This window comes from Pseudomonas sp. GL_091 (assembly GCF_057837725.1).
In genome coordinates this window covers 4068541-4082901 of sequence record NZ_CM174451.1, presented here as the reverse complement: position 1 = coordinate 4082901, position 14361 = coordinate 4068541, and the positions used below count along the sequence as shown (strand labels likewise).

The 14361-nt window shown below is 58.5% G+C and carries 12 protein-coding genes; 8 read left to right on the top strand and 4 right to left on the bottom strand.

Features of this window, described 5'->3' with window-relative positions; genetic code table 11:
• Positions 1–53: 53 nt before the first annotated feature.
• Together AC3ITY_RS18515 and AC3ITY_RS18510 are read right to left on the bottom strand one after the other, a co-directional pair.
• Positions 54–4943, bottom strand: coding sequence for a dermonecrotic toxin domain-containing protein (locus AC3ITY_RS18515; RefSeq protein ID WP_489304295.1), 4890 nt, complete (start codon positions 4941–4943; stop codon positions 54–56).
• A gap of 142 nt (positions 4944–5085) precedes the next feature.
• Positions 5086–5805, bottom strand: a complete 720-nt coding sequence (locus AC3ITY_RS18510; protein ID WP_489310927.1) for a FadR/GntR family transcriptional regulator — start codon at positions 5803–5805, stop codon at positions 5086–5088.
• Between the two features lie 178 nt (positions 5806–5983).
• Here AC3ITY_RS18510 and AC3ITY_RS18505 point away from each other — a divergent pair, with 178 nt between their 5' ends.
• From AC3ITY_RS18505 to AC3ITY_RS18480, 6 genes are all read left to right on the top strand, one after another.
• Positions 5984–6283 carry a DUF5629 family protein gene (locus AC3ITY_RS18505; protein WP_489304294.1) on the top strand — a complete coding sequence of 100 codons (300 nt, stop codon included), beginning with the start codon at positions 5984–5986 and terminating at the stop codon, positions 6281–6283.
• Positions 6276–7445 carry a lactonase family protein gene (locus AC3ITY_RS18500; protein WP_489310925.1) on the top strand — a complete coding sequence of 390 codons (1170 nt, stop codon included), beginning with the start codon at positions 6276–6278 and terminating at the stop codon, positions 7443–7445. The genes AC3ITY_RS18505 and AC3ITY_RS18500 overlap by 8 nt, the downstream gene beginning before the upstream one ends.
• Positions 7446–7601: 156 nt before the next feature.
• Entirely contained in the window at positions 7602–7781 is a 180-nt protein-coding gene (locus tag AC3ITY_RS18495; RefSeq protein ID WP_007979950.1) for a hypothetical protein, read from the top strand.
• A gap of 217 nt (positions 7782–7998) precedes the next feature.
• Entirely contained in the window at positions 7999–8124 is a 126-nt protein-coding gene (locus AC3ITY_RS18490; RefSeq protein WP_259674415.1) for a hypothetical protein, read from the top strand.
• Positions 8125–8239: 115 nt separating this feature from the next.
• The gene (locus AC3ITY_RS18485) at positions 8240–8452 is read left to right on the top strand and encodes a hypothetical protein (protein ID WP_489304293.1); all 213 of its coding nucleotides are present in this window, start codon (positions 8240–8242) and stop codon (positions 8450–8452) included.
• Positions 8449–8706, top strand: a complete 258-nt coding sequence (locus AC3ITY_RS18480; protein WP_489304292.1) for a hypothetical protein — start codon at positions 8449–8451, stop codon at positions 8704–8706. The genes AC3ITY_RS18485 and AC3ITY_RS18480 overlap by 4 nt, the downstream gene beginning before the upstream one ends.
• Positions 8707–8823: 117 nt before the next feature.
• Here AC3ITY_RS18480 and AC3ITY_RS18475 read toward each other — a convergent pair whose 3' ends face one another.
• Together AC3ITY_RS18475 and AC3ITY_RS18470 are read right to left on the bottom strand one after the other, a co-directional pair.
• Complete coding sequence (locus tag AC3ITY_RS18475; RefSeq protein ID WP_489304291.1) at positions 8824–9072, bottom strand: DUF6137 domain-containing protein; 249 nt, start codon at positions 9070–9072, stop codon at positions 8824–8826.
• Positions 9005–9334, bottom strand: coding sequence for an FAD-binding protein (locus AC3ITY_RS18470; RefSeq protein ID WP_489304290.1), 330 nt, complete (start codon positions 9332–9334; stop codon positions 9005–9007). The genes AC3ITY_RS18475 and AC3ITY_RS18470 overlap by 68 nt, the downstream gene beginning before the upstream one ends.
• A gap of 892 nt (positions 9335–10226) precedes the next feature.
• Here AC3ITY_RS18470 and AC3ITY_RS18465 point away from each other — a divergent pair.
• Positions 10227–13931: a hypothetical protein gene (locus AC3ITY_RS18465; RefSeq protein ID WP_489304289.1), complete on the top strand. Its 3705-nt coding sequence runs from the start codon at positions 10227–10229 to the stop codon at positions 13929–13931.
• Positions 13932–14130: 199 nt separating this feature from the next.
• The gene (locus tag AC3ITY_RS18460) at positions 14131–14346 is read left to right on the top strand and encodes a hypothetical protein (RefSeq protein ID WP_489304288.1); all 216 of its coding nucleotides are present in this window, start codon (positions 14131–14133) and stop codon (positions 14344–14346) included.
• The last annotated feature ends 15 nt before the right edge of the window (positions 14347–14361 follow it).

The window sequence follows — 14361 nt, the reverse complement described above, 5'->3', positions numbered from 1 at the left end:
AAAGGCGCGGCTTTCGACGTTTCTGGCGGCGTACTTCGCAGTTGGTGACTCGACTACCGAACGGGCAACAGGTCCAAGAACAGCCTTTGATCCCGTGGTGGGGTAATGGGGCTGTAGAGGTCGCGGATGATCACCTTGTTATCCGGCCCGGCCTGGGCAATCAGATCCTTGAGGGTCATGAAGCGATGTTCGGGACGTTTGAGGTGGGCGATGGTGTAGGTCGAGGGCGCGCTGTTCGCCTGGGCGTAGTGGAAATGGGCGTACCACAGCACCGTGTCCGAGTTTTTCTCCCGAATGGCGAATTCCGTCAGATAGTCTTTGGCGGCCGTCCGCTTGAGTGCCTGTACCAGCCCGATGTCCACCGCCTGGCGATCGCGAAGGTACTCGATACTTTCCTGTCGGGGACGTTGTGCCTTGTATCCCTCGATGCAATGTTGCTGGCCTTTGAGCCGGGTTTCGCTGGCGGTGTTGCGCAATGATTCAAGCACGTTGTCGATTTGCGGGTTGTCTGGCTGGGCGTGCTCCAGTTCGCTGGCCAGGGTTTCGATCCGTTCGGCCTGGTGTTCCAGCATATCGCTCCAGTCGCGGGGGTTGAGTTCATCCCGCCGTTGCGGATCACTGAGCTTTCTTTTCTGAAACTCGATTGAACGCTCAATGGCCGGGATTTCGTCGATCAGTCGCTGCCCCTCCGTGCGTAGCGCCGCAACAGTACGCGGTTGCGCTGGGTGCACAGGCCGCACCGGCGCGGCTTCGACAATTTCGACCCATCCCTGATTGGGGTGCTCCATGAACCGTCCACTGACCTGGAGGGTGACCGGGTTTCGCGTGACGATTGTCGGAAACGGCATACCTGCGCTCGCCGGTTCCAGCTCCCCCACCAGGGCGCCGTTGTCCCGCGACTTGAACACCCGTTTGGTCTTCGACGGTGCTTTGACGGGTTTGAAGGCGACGGGCAATACCGGCAGAAATTCGTCCTCGCGCAACAGATCGGCCAGTTCGGTCTCGGCATTGTCCCGTGCGATCTCCAGACGCTCCATCAGCAGCGACATATAGCGGGGGCGGATCAAGGGGGACTCAAGCTCCAGCAGTGAGGTGTTGATTTGCAGGCGCCTTTTGTAGTGCTTGATCAGGTTGATCAGGACGTCTTTGCGTTCCTGTGAGGTAAAACCATCCGTGCTCAGCAGCTCCAGATGGGAGTCCTCGAGCGCCGACATGGCGCCCAGACGGTCTTCATGAACCTTGAGAAAGTACTGCTCCTGCGGGGTTTTCGCTTCGACGGTGGTATCAATGCTCAAGATGTTAAGTATGTCGAGCGACTCGAGGATGGCGGTGACTCGGTTGGAAAACCTGCGGTCAGGATGGCTTTTGAGGTATTTCAGGCGTTGTGCCGGCCCGGTCTTGAAACCCTGCGCAAGCTCTGTCAAAACCCCATCCTGCGTGATGATTGCCTGGGTATGTCGTTCGGAGGCGGCAAAAAGGGTTTGCAGAAGGTCGTACATGCGCTGGGCGGTTTCGATGTCATTGCTGTTGTGTTGCAACTCGATCAGCGACTCGCCTTGCTCGGAAACGAAGCTGGCCAGGTAGAGGGTCGCCAGCCGATAGATCCTCAGTCCGTAGGAGGACAGGATCGCCGTGTACTCGCCGGTCGCTTTTGCCTCGTATTCGAAGCGCATGTCAACGTCCTTGAGTTGTCGATAGGCCTGGATCAAATCGCGACGGGCCTGGATCAACTGATCGACAATGACCTGATCACTTTCCTGCAATACCTGGAAGTTCAGCCGGCTGCGCGATCGCGCAATGGCCTTGAGCCGATGGTCGCCCTGGAGGGCCTGATCCTCGGGCGATGCGCGAAGACGCATACGGGCGGTTTCCAGTTCGTTGTCGGCGCTGGCGTACACGATTCTTGCGGCTTCCAGTTGCCGGTCCATATCCTTTGCCTGTGTTGCCAGCGTCGATACGGTCCCACCGATTCGGTTGGCCTCAACGGTGGCTTGCTCACGTTTCTTGTCTATTTCCGCCAGTTTGGCTTTGAGTCGATTCTTGGGGCCTCCGCCCTGCAGCTTCAGACCCGTGTCCAGCGACCATCTGCCTTGTCCGTCGGTCTTGAGCTTGAAGCCGGGATGGAGCGGCTTTTCGGGGTGAATGATGTAAACGTCGCCGAACCCTGGAACGATACTGACCTTGAACAGCAATCCTCCCAGTGAGGCATGCCATTGATGGTCGATACGGTACAGCCCCTTGAACATGCCGATTTCAACGGGGGCGGGAACCGGGACGGGCCAGGCGACCTTGAGTTCGAGCAATGCATTCAACAGGCGCTGGCTTGAGGAATCCCTGGCGGTGGAGTGAATGAAATCGATCCGGGTGTGATCAGCGGCTGGAGGTTCTGCGGGCAAGCCGACCACGTCTTGCTCGATGACGGCGGTCGCAGGAGCGACATCCTGGGGTGGACGACGCAGGCGGGCGAGGCGTGGTGGCGGCTCTGCCGGCCGGGGTGCCGGTGTCGAAAGCCCGGGCGGATGGGGTTGGGGAGAAACATGCAACAGGATCAACCCGACATTGAGCAGCAGATCGACCCAGGCCAGTTCCCTGGCTGTCGGATCATTGCTGTGCAGCGCCGTCACATCGCTTTTCAGGGCGACAGCCAGTTGCAGCATCCAGCCGGCCAGCATCGCCGGGCCACGAAGCACTGGCAGGAGCAAGGCGTTGAACAGCAACCAGCCGCCCTCGCGCACGATGGCCCAGCGGTTTTCGGCGTTGGAAACCGATTCTCTGTCAGCCAGGTCGATGAGCGCCCGTGCGTTGCTGGCGTAGAGGTACTGCGTCAGATTCCCGGTGGCCAGCGCCTGTACCAGCGAACCAGATACTTCTTCGGTGCTGGAGCCCTGAGCCAACTGTGCCGGCTCCGGTTTCTCCCAACGGACGGTGTCGTCTCCCGGGCCGAAACGAAGGATGTGGGGGCTGTTGAACCCGTCATTGCTGTAGATCGGCCGGGCCCTGTCCGGCAGCCAGCTCAGTACGCTGTCTTGCAGGGGACCGGCTTGTGCAATGGCGTTGAACAATGCTTCACGGCTGGAGAATTGCTGCAAAGCGTCCTGGTATACGGGCCGATACAGGATGTGCGGGCCGATGCCGGTGTCCCGCGGTTCAATGATGAACATGTTGTCGACGACATCGGCGGCCGCGCCGGCCTTGCGTGTAAAGGCAAGCGCGCGGACGACGATGTCCTGGCCGTCGACGACGCGCTCGGGTGCTTGGGTGTGCAAGACGGCCTTTATAAGTCGGTATCCCTGGAAACTCAGTCCGTGCTCGCCGCGGATTGTGTGTTCCAGCGCCTGAAGCGGCAGGTGTACCTTGAGCGCCTGGCCAAACCGGACTTCGCGACGTTGCGATTCGCTGTTGTCATCGAGCAGCAGGGTTTTGAGGGTGTGTGGGTAACGTTCGCCGATGTTCACCCGGCTGATCAGCCCTTCGGTACTGCTAAACAGACCCTTTTCACCCAGGATGTAGTCGGTGGTCAGCCACGACGGGACGGCTTTGCCGGTCTTGTCCGTGATGGCCATGCTGCCCGAGGGCGTGGCGCTGAGGTTCTGGATGGCCAGTTCGGTCAGCGTCATGGGGACGCGGGTGATGAAGCCGCTGCCCAGATCACCGGCCGCCACCCGGAAATCGAGCACCAGATCGCCAGGTTCGCAATCGGAATCGGGATGGTCCAGGCGTATCTGATCACGCAAGGCGTTGTTGGTGAAATCATGCAGGTTTTCGATGCCGTCGAGGAAGGACTTGCCGCCGGTCTGTCGTTGCCATTGCGCCTGCTCGACCAGCAATTGACGATATTCGGCACGCTCGCTGTCGCTGGCGTCCTTGAGCCATTGGGGCAGGGTCGCGCGTATTTTTTCGACAGATTGCTGGCCAGGTGCCGGAGCATGGCTGAAGTAAGGGGCCGGGTCGGTACTGGCCGCGAAGCGTTCTTCCAGGGCGCGAACCCCCTGGTCGGCGGGAAGCCGGATGGCGTCCAGGTTCTCCAACTGACGCTCCAGCAGCAACGCGGCCTGAGTATCGAAGATGTTTCCATCGGGCTCAGAACGCTTGATGACGACTTTGTCGGCGATGAACTGGCGCTCCACCTCACGCCCCCAGACCTGATTGAACGCTTCCATGCTCGGGTACGACTCCAGACGGCCTGAAACGCGGTACAAAAAGATCCGGCTTCCTTGCACCACGAGCAGGTCCGGCGTGGTGAAGGACGTGCTTTCGCCGTTGTGGATCAAGCAGGTTTCCAGGCAATAGGCATGCACAAAGCCGTCAGGGTGGGGGATGACCTGGCGCTCACGACGGTCGGGATGTCGAGCCAGTTCGTAGAGTGCGGCCCTGTCATCTTTTTGAGCTGCGGGAAGAAGGCTCGCCGCACTGTTCAGACCGCTTGCCAGCAGGTCACCCAACCATTGCCAGTGGCTGACCTTCGTGTCGTGCGCCTGGTTCCAGTAGGCCGTCAGGGCATCCTGAAACTGTGTGCCCAGGGTCAAGGTCAATGACTGGATTTTTTCCTGGATAACGCCCATGTCGGGACGTTTTGGCCCTTGCGCGTCATAAGTCAGGTGCGAGGGCGCGCGGTTGGTGAGGAAGTGTACGCGTCCGTCAATTTCTGCCGTGAGATTCAGGGATGTGTTGTTGCCCAGATAGTCCAGGGCCACGTCGATCAATAGCTTGAGGTCCCATCCCCCGGTCTGGTTGGGTATGGCCAGCCGGGTGACATCCAGGTCCAGGGCCAGAGGCGGGTAGTGCTCCAGAATACTGGCGTGAAGCATTTGTCCGGCGACCTGGCGCAACGTCGGTCGGCTGGCGAATCGACGGGCGACCGCTTGAGCGGGAGCGTCGCTGGTAGTGGGGCGTGTGGGTTGTCCCTGAGTTTCGTCTGGCGGGACGGCGGATTGATTCTGCATAGCGGATACCGTTCTGTAGCGAAAGAAGTGTGGTTTCGCTGCCAGAATGGCGAGTTTGTCGCAGGCGAGTGCGGTATCCCGCTACCACCTGGGTACTCGAGAATTGTGTCGGATCGTGCCTGGTGACCGGCCGATGCGTCGCTCAGGACAGCTCGGAGCCGAGTACGACACTCAGCGCGCTGCGGGCATCGTCCAGTTGCACCAGCGTCGCATGCCGCGCGCCAAGGGCATCGCGGTTTTCGATGGCGGTCAGGATTGCCTTGTGCCGGGGCAGTGCCAGTTCATGCAGGTTCGGCCGCTGGTTCGAATGCTTCAAGGCTTCGGCAATGGCCACCGAGAGCATGTTGCACAGGTTGGCCAGCAGGTCGTTGTGCGTTGCATCGGCGATGCGACTGTGGAAGTCCAGGTCCGGCTGCAACAGCGCCTCCGGCGTCGGCGCGGCTTCCATGCGCTGGTAGGCCTCACCGATGGAGGCAATGTCCGCTTCCGTGGCGAATTGCGCGGCGAGGGCGGCAGCGGCCGGTTCGATGATGCTGCGCACGCTGGTCAGCAGGTCGAAAAACTGATTCTGCGGACTGCTTTGCATCAACCAGTGCAGCACGTCCGGATCGAGCATGTGCCAGTCCTTGCGCGGCTTGACCACGGTGCCGACCCGCGGACGGGAATACACCAGGCCCTTGGCAACCAGTACCCGGGTGGCTTCACGCAGCACCGGCCGGCTGACCGCATACTCTTCGCACAACAGCGCTTCGGCGGGCAGTTTGTCGTCCGGCAGGAAACGTCCCGAGACGATCTGCATGCCCAGCTCCTGGACGATGCGCGAGTGCATGCTTTTGCGATCGGAGGGTTTGCGGTAATCCATGGGAAACGGCGCGGTCCTGTGCGAATAGGCGTCGCGCATGATAGCAGGCGCGGGAGGGATGGTCGCCAGAGCTGGGTTTTGATACTGGCGCAGAACGATTGTAGGAGCGAGCTCGCTCCTACAGAGGTGGTGGTGCATGAGCTATCATTGGCGCTTTCCCATTCAAAGATTGACTGCCATGACTTCCGCAACCGACACCCTGCTCAACGTCCTCGAACACTGCGATATGGTGGAAATCGACGGCTTGCACGCTTTCGAATTCTCCCTCGATGAATTCGACAACCTGCATATCGAATGCATGGATGGCCGCGCAGCCAAACATTGGGAGTTCACGCCGGTGCAGATCCAGGCGGCGACCTTCGATCCAACCCTGCAAAGCTGGCTGATCACCGGCGATTCCGGCGAGCACCGGCTGGTGTGCATGACCGCATTCCGCGGTGACAACGATGACGGTGAAGACGCGAATGACGATGCGTAACATCTGGCCACTGTTGGTGGCCGGCAGCATCGGCGCCATGGGCGTCCAGGTCGCATCCGCCGATGACTATCAGCTGCTGGTGGGCTCCTACACCGCCGGTCAAAGCCAGGGCATCTACCGCCTGGCTTTCGACAGCAGCACCGGGCAGATCGATGCCAGCCCCCTGCAAGTGATCAAGAGCGAAAACCCGTCGTGGCTGACCCTGTCGAAGGACCGGCGACACCTGTTCGTGGTCAACGAAAACGGCCCGGGCCAGACCGATCCGGTCGGGCGCGTCAGCAGTTTCGCGATCGATCCCAAGACCCATGCGCTGAGCCTGGTCAGCCAGGTACAAAGCCTGGGCAACGAGCCGACCCATTCCAGTCTCAGCGCCGATGGCAGCCATTTGTTTGTCAGCAATTACTCGGTGGCCGCAGACCCGGGCGGCACCCTGGCGGTATTGCCGGTGGCGGCCGATGGCAAGCTCAAACCGGTGGTGCAGATGAGCAGCCACCCGGCGAGCCGGGTCAATCCCGAGCGCCAGGCCTCGGCCCATGTGCATTCGACCATCCCGTCGCCGGACGGCAAGTACGTGTTCGTCAATGACCTGGGCGCCGACAAGGTGTTTGCCTACCGCTTCGACCCCAAGGCCAACCCGGAGTTGCCGTTGACCCCGGCCACCCCGGCATTCGTGCAACTGCCGCCGGGCAGCGGGCCGCGCCACTTGCTGTTCAGTGCCGATGGCAAACATGCCTGGCTGACCATGGAAATGAGCGCGCAAGTGGCGGTGTTCGACTACCACGACGGCCAACTCGAACAGACGCAGATGGTCGATCTGGCTGCCGGGCAACCGGTTTCGGACAAGGCGGCGGCGGCGTTGCATGCCTCGGCTGACGGCAAGTTCCTCTACGTCAGCAACCGTGGTACGGCCAATCAACTGCTGGTGTTTGCCATCGAGCCGGCGACCGGCCACCTCAGTGAGCTGCAACGGCGGGCGGTAGAGGGCGATCATCCGCGGGAATTCAGCCTCGATCCGAGCGGCAGATTCCTGTTGATCGCCAACCAGAAGAGCAACCAGATTGTCGTCGTCGAACGCGACGCCAGGACCGGTCTGCTTGGCAAAACCGTGCAAAAACTGCCGATGGACGCCCCGAGCGACCTCAGGTTTTTGCTGCGTCAATAAGCTGCAGGCCCCGGTTGATGGGGCCTGCCTGCTTTTATCAATGACGCTGATATCTGGTACTGCTACAAAGCATTTCAAGGCACGAACCCTCGAGGGTTAAGTTTGCTTCACGGCCCCACCGGGCAAGCAAGCCAACTGAATCCGAGGAATACCGCCATGAACTTCAACATCTTCTCTGTCATTGCCGCTTCCGCCATTTCTGCCACCGTTGCGCTGCCAGCCAGTGCCAACGTTGAAATCAGCGACAAAAAAGCCCACACCCAGAGCTACACCCAGAAATACCTGCAACAGAGCGCCAACTTCTACGCCGCACTGGATCACAAAACCCAGGCCTGAACGTTCACCCCTGCCTTTATGCAGGAGCGAAGTCACTGATGATCGAAGACCCTGATGTTGAAACACGGGTGTTGAAAACGATCAGAGTGATGTCGCTCCTGCATAACGCATTTGCGACAGTATCAGTTTGCCATCAATGTCGCGCTTGATATCATATGGCCATACGTCTAAATTGACGCTGATTTTTTGACTCCTCCTCACGGCAAGGATCGGCAGCATGGTGACGCGTCTGGCATTGGTTCTTTTGTTTCTCTATTCCACCCCCATTCTGTCGGCAGCCGACCCTGTTCCGGGTGAGCCGGAGGCTGCGCGCGAGCGCTTGATAAGTTTTATTGAAGACTGAAATAGTCTGGCTTAATGATCAATGAGGTTGATGGTCACTATGGATAGCCCTGAGTGGTTACCCAGGCTTTTTTGATCGATTCTGTGGGCATTGAAACATGCCTGCGGAGAACATCATGGCCAGCACAATTCTCACTTCTGCCAAGCACGGCGCCTATGTGGCGATCGGTCTTTACCTTGCCATGGTGCTGGTGGTCAGCCTTTCAGCGCAGTCGCAATCCACCTTCGAAGCGCCAATCCAGGTTGCTTATCCCGGCATCCAGTTTGAACACCGTGGGCAAAACGCGAGCGTTGATCAGGCGGAACTCGCGGGAGTCATCGGCGCATGAAAGGGCACAGACTCTGGGTCATCGCCTTCCTGGCGTTCATGACCAACGGATCCTCCCTGTTGGGGATCGGCCAGGGCTCGGCGGGCTCGGTGGCTCGGGCCATCGAAGCCAACCACAACATTGCCCGCAGCATCGAAAGCGCCAATGCCCAGGGGATGCTGGCCGGCAATCCGCCGATCAGGAGTGAAGGGGTGGTTTTCGGGCCGTTCCAGGTGGATTGCTCGGCGATCGGGATGTGCGGGGTGTTGGCCTGAAGCCCCCTCGCCACAGTGTCGGTGTTCTTACTTGCGCATCACACCGGTAAACAGCGATCCGGCCGGATGAGGTCACGTTGCGCGTCAGGATTCACGACGATTCCGATCACGTATCGGTTAGGTAATCATGTCGTCTGTCAGCTTGGTGTGCAGAACACACGTCAACGCGTAGATGGAAAACGATCGCTCGGCCGAGGTCAACATACCGGTCTGGATGTCGAGCGTTGCTTCCAGCCGGCTGAAGACTTGCTCCCAATCGCGTGTATTCAGTTCAACCCTGTCGAGGGCCGTAACCTCTTCAGGCGGCGCGCCAATCACATTGCAGATTGTGTGAATGACAAGTTGGCGAATCAAGTGGGGTGTCATGAGTGTGGTCACTTTTTAATTGATCATCAGTTATCGAAAGGCTGCAGTGCTTGCATGGCCCGTTGAGTCTCGCTCCTTCTTCCACCAGGAGGGTGCGGAGCCCGGCTCGAACAAAGGTGTCTGCAGCAACCGCACCTGCTGCTCCACTACCAATGATGACCACGTCGAAAGGATCATCCAACAGGGTGTTTGAGCGCAGCCCATGCACATGGGAATTACCGAGCGGGCGGCCTTCGACATGCTGCTCTAAGGAAGAAGTCATTGTTATATGTCATCCTCTGACGTGGTTACGCGGAGGCGTGCGATGAAGTTATCGCGCTTTTCTATTGAGTGAATAATCCGCGCTTTACATCAAATCAACTGTAGTCGCGTAGTTGCCCACTCATTGGAGTAGTTCGGTCCTGGCAAGCATTGCACTTGGATAATTGCTGGAGAGAAACTAATTGCCATCGGCAAGAGATGCCCTCTGTTCGTCCATGTCGAATTACCGTAGCAGAGAAGCTGAGCTCTGAAAATTTAAAATTTCAAAAATTATTTATGTAAGAATTAACTGTAATACGCTTCCTAGAGCTTTGTAGTGCTTTTCAGATATTGCATTTTGCATAAAAAATTGTTGCCGGAGCAGCAGCCTTAGTCGCATTTATATTCGCAGTGTTCACGCTTTGTTCGGTACGACGCACAAGAGAAACCGTAGTATCCCGTAGTCGTGTTGACTGGGGGAGTATCGATAAGCGTCATCTTGTAGCAACGCTATTGCATACCTTGAGAGGGTTTTATGCGTGACTTGCAACTGCAGTTCGAAGATGAATGCTATTCGGATTTGATTGGTGTTCGATGCCTGAATGAAATCATTTCGAATTTGTGTGAGATCAGGGCCTCAAACTATCACTTGATTAGCGATAGAACAGTCAGTCAATTGCATGCGGGCGTATTGTACGAGCAGCTTTCAACTCAAGCTCTTGCCAACCTATGGGGCGGAGGGTCGTGTACCGAATGGTGAAGTTGTCGGCCTCGGAATGATCGTGGCGGCGGAAGTTGCCAGTCGCCTAGGGCGACTGAGTGAAGCAGATCAGAATCTTCATCATCGGCTGCTTAGACTGCTGGCCCAACTCCATGCCGCACCACCCCAATCATCGGATCTTGCGTGCTAAATCATGACTACAGACGAAGAACAACTCTACGGACCCAAAGCGGATCGGCTCCTGCGCATCCGGAAGATCGAATCCCTGGGGAATCTTGTCCTGCCTATCTTTCCGATTGCCCCATTGCCAACCGCAGTGGCGGGCGGCCTGGCACAGGCGGATGAAGCGGTATCGATCTACGCAGCCGCTTTGGAGGAGGCTTTTCCGCTGCTGACGCGAAGCGTGGAGGACGTTTGTGGTTCAGCGCCCTGGATCGTGCGTAGTGCAGGTAACGAGGACCTGACGGATCACGTCAATGCCGGCGGCTACGAAAGCCTGATATGTCCCGAGCCACAAGCGCTGATACGGTGCATTGCCACTGTGGCCATGAGTGGATCGACCGAGCATGCACGACGCCAACTTGCGCTCTCGGGGCGTTACGATCATGTCGAGGCAATTCCATGCTTTGTGCAGCAGCTACTGAAGATCGATGTCTGTGGCGATGTCGGTCACGATCATTCGCCGTATCTGGACACAGCAGTTCTTGATCACATGGAGGCGGTATGTAATGAGCTGATGCAGACGTTCGACTTCATTGCGATCGATTGCGAATGGGGCCTAGAGACGACACTTGGCTTCGTGTCCGCGACCACCGTCATGCCGCGAAACCCACAACTGATGAACGTCGCGCATACGATCGGTTTCGGTTTCGCCAGCGCTCAGAATACCGGCTCGCTGGCGACGGCCTTGGTGCTGCGTCCTGCTTGCTCAGACCTTAGGTTATGGCGCGGACGCCATCTGCGCGCGACGACGGTGCAGCGGTTGCATCTGCTGCAGGCGCGGCCGGCGTATTCTGATGATGCCTTTCGCGATCGTGATGTGTTGACCGATGCATGCCGTGAAACATTGATCGGTCGCTACGATGCCGTGGAAGCCGGCTTGTTGATGCTGGGTGCACAAACCTCGGGCCGCGCATTGGTGGCACCTGATCTCATGAGCGCTTGGCGTCGATATCTTGCGCTCAACGCGCGCGAGCAGGCCGACGTGGCGGTGGTATTAGTGGACGAAGGCAGTGCGGAGGAACACGCGGGTATCATGTTCCGCCAGCAGAAAACTACATGCGTCAGAATGGACACTCGACGCATGCCAGCCGGAGCAGACTGCGTTGTATTTGACCGCGGCACCTGCATTCTCGGTGACTCGACGCTGCTGCGTTCAATTCAGAGTGAGCGTCGCCGAGAGTTGGTGTTGCCCGACGACTGCGCTCTTGTTTTCACCGATGAGGTGCTGGCACCTGGCGGCGAGCTGACGCGAGACTGCGTCGAAGTCCTTTCCCAGCTGCGTCGTTTGCCGGTCGCGCGCGAAGTCAAGGAGCGGCTGTTCGCACGTAGCGAGCAGCCGATGTCGGCGAGGTGGATGCAACGCGACGACGGAGTAGTGGAGTCACCCTCACTGCTCGCGGCAATCTGGCGGTCAAAGAATCCAGGGTATGCCGGCGAATGCTGCGTGCTCACTGAGTTTGCGAGGGACTACGAACGTGCGTTCCAGGTGTCACAGAATGAGCCGCAGCGTGAACTGCGCACACTGTTCGCGCTGTCGTCCGTGACACGCACGTTGGTCGCGAGTGGTGACCTTCGAATTGTCCTGGCACTGCTCGACTGTGAAGCGGCGACGTCCTGGTTACCATCGCAAACGTTGCGGCGCCTGGTCGATTCGGCTGCCGCGCAATTGAAGGCGCTTCAGCGCGACAACGCCGTGTTGATTCTTGAAAGCGTGGCCTTCGTCAGGACGGAATGTGCGCGACTGCCGGTTTATGAGCCGGACGACGCCGTCTCCTACCTCGATGCATTGGCACACGATCTTGAAGATGGCTTGTTTGTCGAGTCGATGGTATCCATCCGTTCTTTGGAGTTGCCGATCGCAAGTGGGATCCTGCTTGCGCGGCAGGCTCTCGATGTTCCCGCCGTCCTCGAACCGGTGGACGCGTTCCGACAGTCAGTAGCGTCGTTTAGAGGTATGGTGTCGGGTGGCAGCACGACCGCGCGGCTTCCTCTGCAACTCAACGATACTTATTTGACACTCCGGGGTGCGCTGTACGAAGCCGGTCTGGAAAACGTCGCTGAGCAGATCAGAGGATCGCTGGTCGAAATGTATGACGCCTCATTGAAAGGGCTGCTATGGCGCGCAGTGGAGGAGGGCGACGCTGGCAGCTACCGCCGCTACCTCATAGTGATGCAATGGTGGATCGAATTCCTGAACATCGGATCGCTGTCTGAGCGCGATGCCGCAGTGCTTCAGCGCTTTCAAATTTGGCTGCGTCAATGGACTGATGACGAGATGCCCGAGTCATTCGAGATACAGGACCGCAATTGGCGATTCGAGTTTGACGCCATTGTGGTTTCCCATGGAACACCGCAGCGGTACGAGAATCCGCACGTTCTCCACAATCTCCTTCATCAATACTCCCTGGCGGGGCTGCGGCTTGACGCTCTGGGGCTACCACGGCGCGTACAAGCGCTAGAACACTTCTGTTCGACGTTCAGCAGTCGCTCGACGAAGGTTCTGCGTTTCGAGCGAGAGTTGCTCGAGATTCAGATTCCGATGGGAACGCACAAGGCGAGCTACGTGTTCACGCCGGGGCAGATCTCGGTAGAGTGGACGGAGCCGCCTGATTGCCCTGGGGGCGAAATCGCGCGGATCCTGGCATTTGAGGTATTTCTAGATCGATTCCAAATTTGGATGTTCCCAGCACTGACGGTCCGGCGCGAGCAAGTGCTGGGTACCTGGACACTGTTCATCCGCCTCAACGCGCAAGGATCAGATCCCTGGGATTACGAGCATCTCTGGCACTTTGTGGTCGCCACGCGCTTGCTATTCGACGCCTCTTACGATTTCTCGTATGTCGCCAACGAAGCCGTGGACGGTTTCGCCGAACGTTTCGACGGATTGGAATGGAAGGAGATACTTACCACACTGATACGGTATCGAGCGGTGATCGAGGACAGGGCGCAGTACGTCGCCTTGCACGCCCTGCCAATGTCGTCGACGGTCGCCGCGATGGCGTGCAGCCGAATCGTTCGCGGTCTGCTGTTACGTTGTCTGCGCAGGGGATTCGATTATTGTCGGGCCTTGATTGACGGGTATGCGCACTGGCTGAATGAGGAGGCCGAGGACAATGGACTGTGGTCCGATCGCTATGAGTCGCTCCGGCAGGCCAGCCTTTTCCTGGCAGCCAAGTGGCCAAAGGAGGCGCTTTCGGAACTCGCCGGGCGGGGCGTCTTCAATGTCGGCGATGACCTGATCGCAGCCTGCCTATTCAAGCGCTCGGACCTGGCGGATGACTTGCGGCAAGTCGCGGCGGCGGGATCAATGCTATCGGGAATGCCGGGGATGATCGTGCGGCATGCCCCCGAAATTGCTATAGCGGCCCATGGCGCATCGCTCTTGGCTGCGCAACTGGTCGGCACCGGAATGCGATTTCGCCGCGCGAAACATCTTTTGGTCGCTCGATTCGGCGACTGCCTTGATCAGGATATATTGACGGGACTCCTACAGGACTTGGACACTGTTCCGTGGGGATGTACCGCTGACGCCGAGCAGGCCATCCAGACGCAGATTTTGATGAGCGGACCCGTCTGTCGATTTGAACTAGAAAAAGGCATCGATTGGACGACGTTAGATTCGTGGCAGACTCTGGTGCAGAGGCGTCCCGTTTCCTTGGGGTCGACCGAGTGTTGAGTTATCGTGCGGACCCGAGAGCCTGTGCCCGGAATTCGTCTTGGTCTGAAAAGAAGCTAGAGAGAGTACGCGTCTGGCAAGACAATAATCGACTGAAAGCCACACGTCAGAATTGCTTCATTGACATCAAACCTAGGTTTTTCGCGTGGAAATAGAAAGGCAGGAGAGCTAAGCGGTATTCGTCGCCTTCCTGGCGTTCATGACCAACGGATCCTCCCTGTTGGGGATCGGCCAGGGCTCGGCGGGCTCGGTGGCACGGGCCATCGAAGCCAATCACAACATTGCCCGCAGCATCGAAAACGCCAATGCCCAGGGCATGCTGGCCGGCAATCCGCCGATCAGGAATGAAGGCGTGGTTTTCGGGCCGTTCCAGGTGGATTGCTCGGCGATCGGGATGTGTGAGGTGTTGGCCTGAAGCCTGCTGGCAACA

Coding starts and splice junctions, on each gene's coding strand:
- AC3ITY_RS18485 (WP_489304293.1), top strand. CDS start 8,240: ATGGCCAGCACAATTCTCACTTCTGCCAAGCACGGCGCCTATGTGGCG.
- AC3ITY_RS18490 (WP_259674415.1), top strand. CDS start 7,999: ATGGTGACGCGTCTGGCATTGGTTCTTTTGTTTCTCTATTCCACCCCC.
- AC3ITY_RS18500 (WP_489310925.1), top strand. CDS start 6,276: ATGCGTAACATCTGGCCACTGTTGGTGGCCGGCAGCATCGGCGCCATG.
- AC3ITY_RS18475 (WP_489304291.1), bottom strand. CDS start 9,072: ATGACACCCCACTTGATTCGCCAACTTGTCATTCACACAATCTGCAAT.
- AC3ITY_RS18470 (WP_489304290.1), bottom strand. CDS start 9,334: ATGACTTCTTCCTTAGAGCAGCATGTCGAAGGCCGCCCGCTCGGTAAT.
- AC3ITY_RS18495 (WP_007979950.1), top strand. CDS start 7,602: ATGAACTTCAACATCTTCTCTGTCATTGCCGCTTCCGCCATTTCTGCC.
- AC3ITY_RS18465 (WP_489304289.1), top strand. CDS start 10,227: ATGACTACAGACGAAGAACAACTCTACGGACCCAAAGCGGATCGGCTC.
- AC3ITY_RS18505 (WP_489304294.1), top strand. CDS start 5,984: ATGACTTCCGCAACCGACACCCTGCTCAACGTCCTCGAACACTGCGAT.
- AC3ITY_RS18510 (WP_489310927.1), bottom strand. CDS start 5,805: ATGGATTACCGCAAACCCTCCGATCGCAAAAGCATGCACTCGCGCATC.
- AC3ITY_RS18480 (WP_489304292.1), top strand. CDS start 8,449: ATGAAAGGGCACAGACTCTGGGTCATCGCCTTCCTGGCGTTCATGACC.
- AC3ITY_RS18460 (WP_489304288.1), top strand. CDS start 14,131: ATGACCAACGGATCCTCCCTGTTGGGGATCGGCCAGGGCTCGGCGGGC.
- AC3ITY_RS18515 (WP_489304295.1), bottom strand. CDS start 4,943: ATGCAGAATCAATCCGCCGTCCCGCCAGACGAAACTCAGGGACAACCC.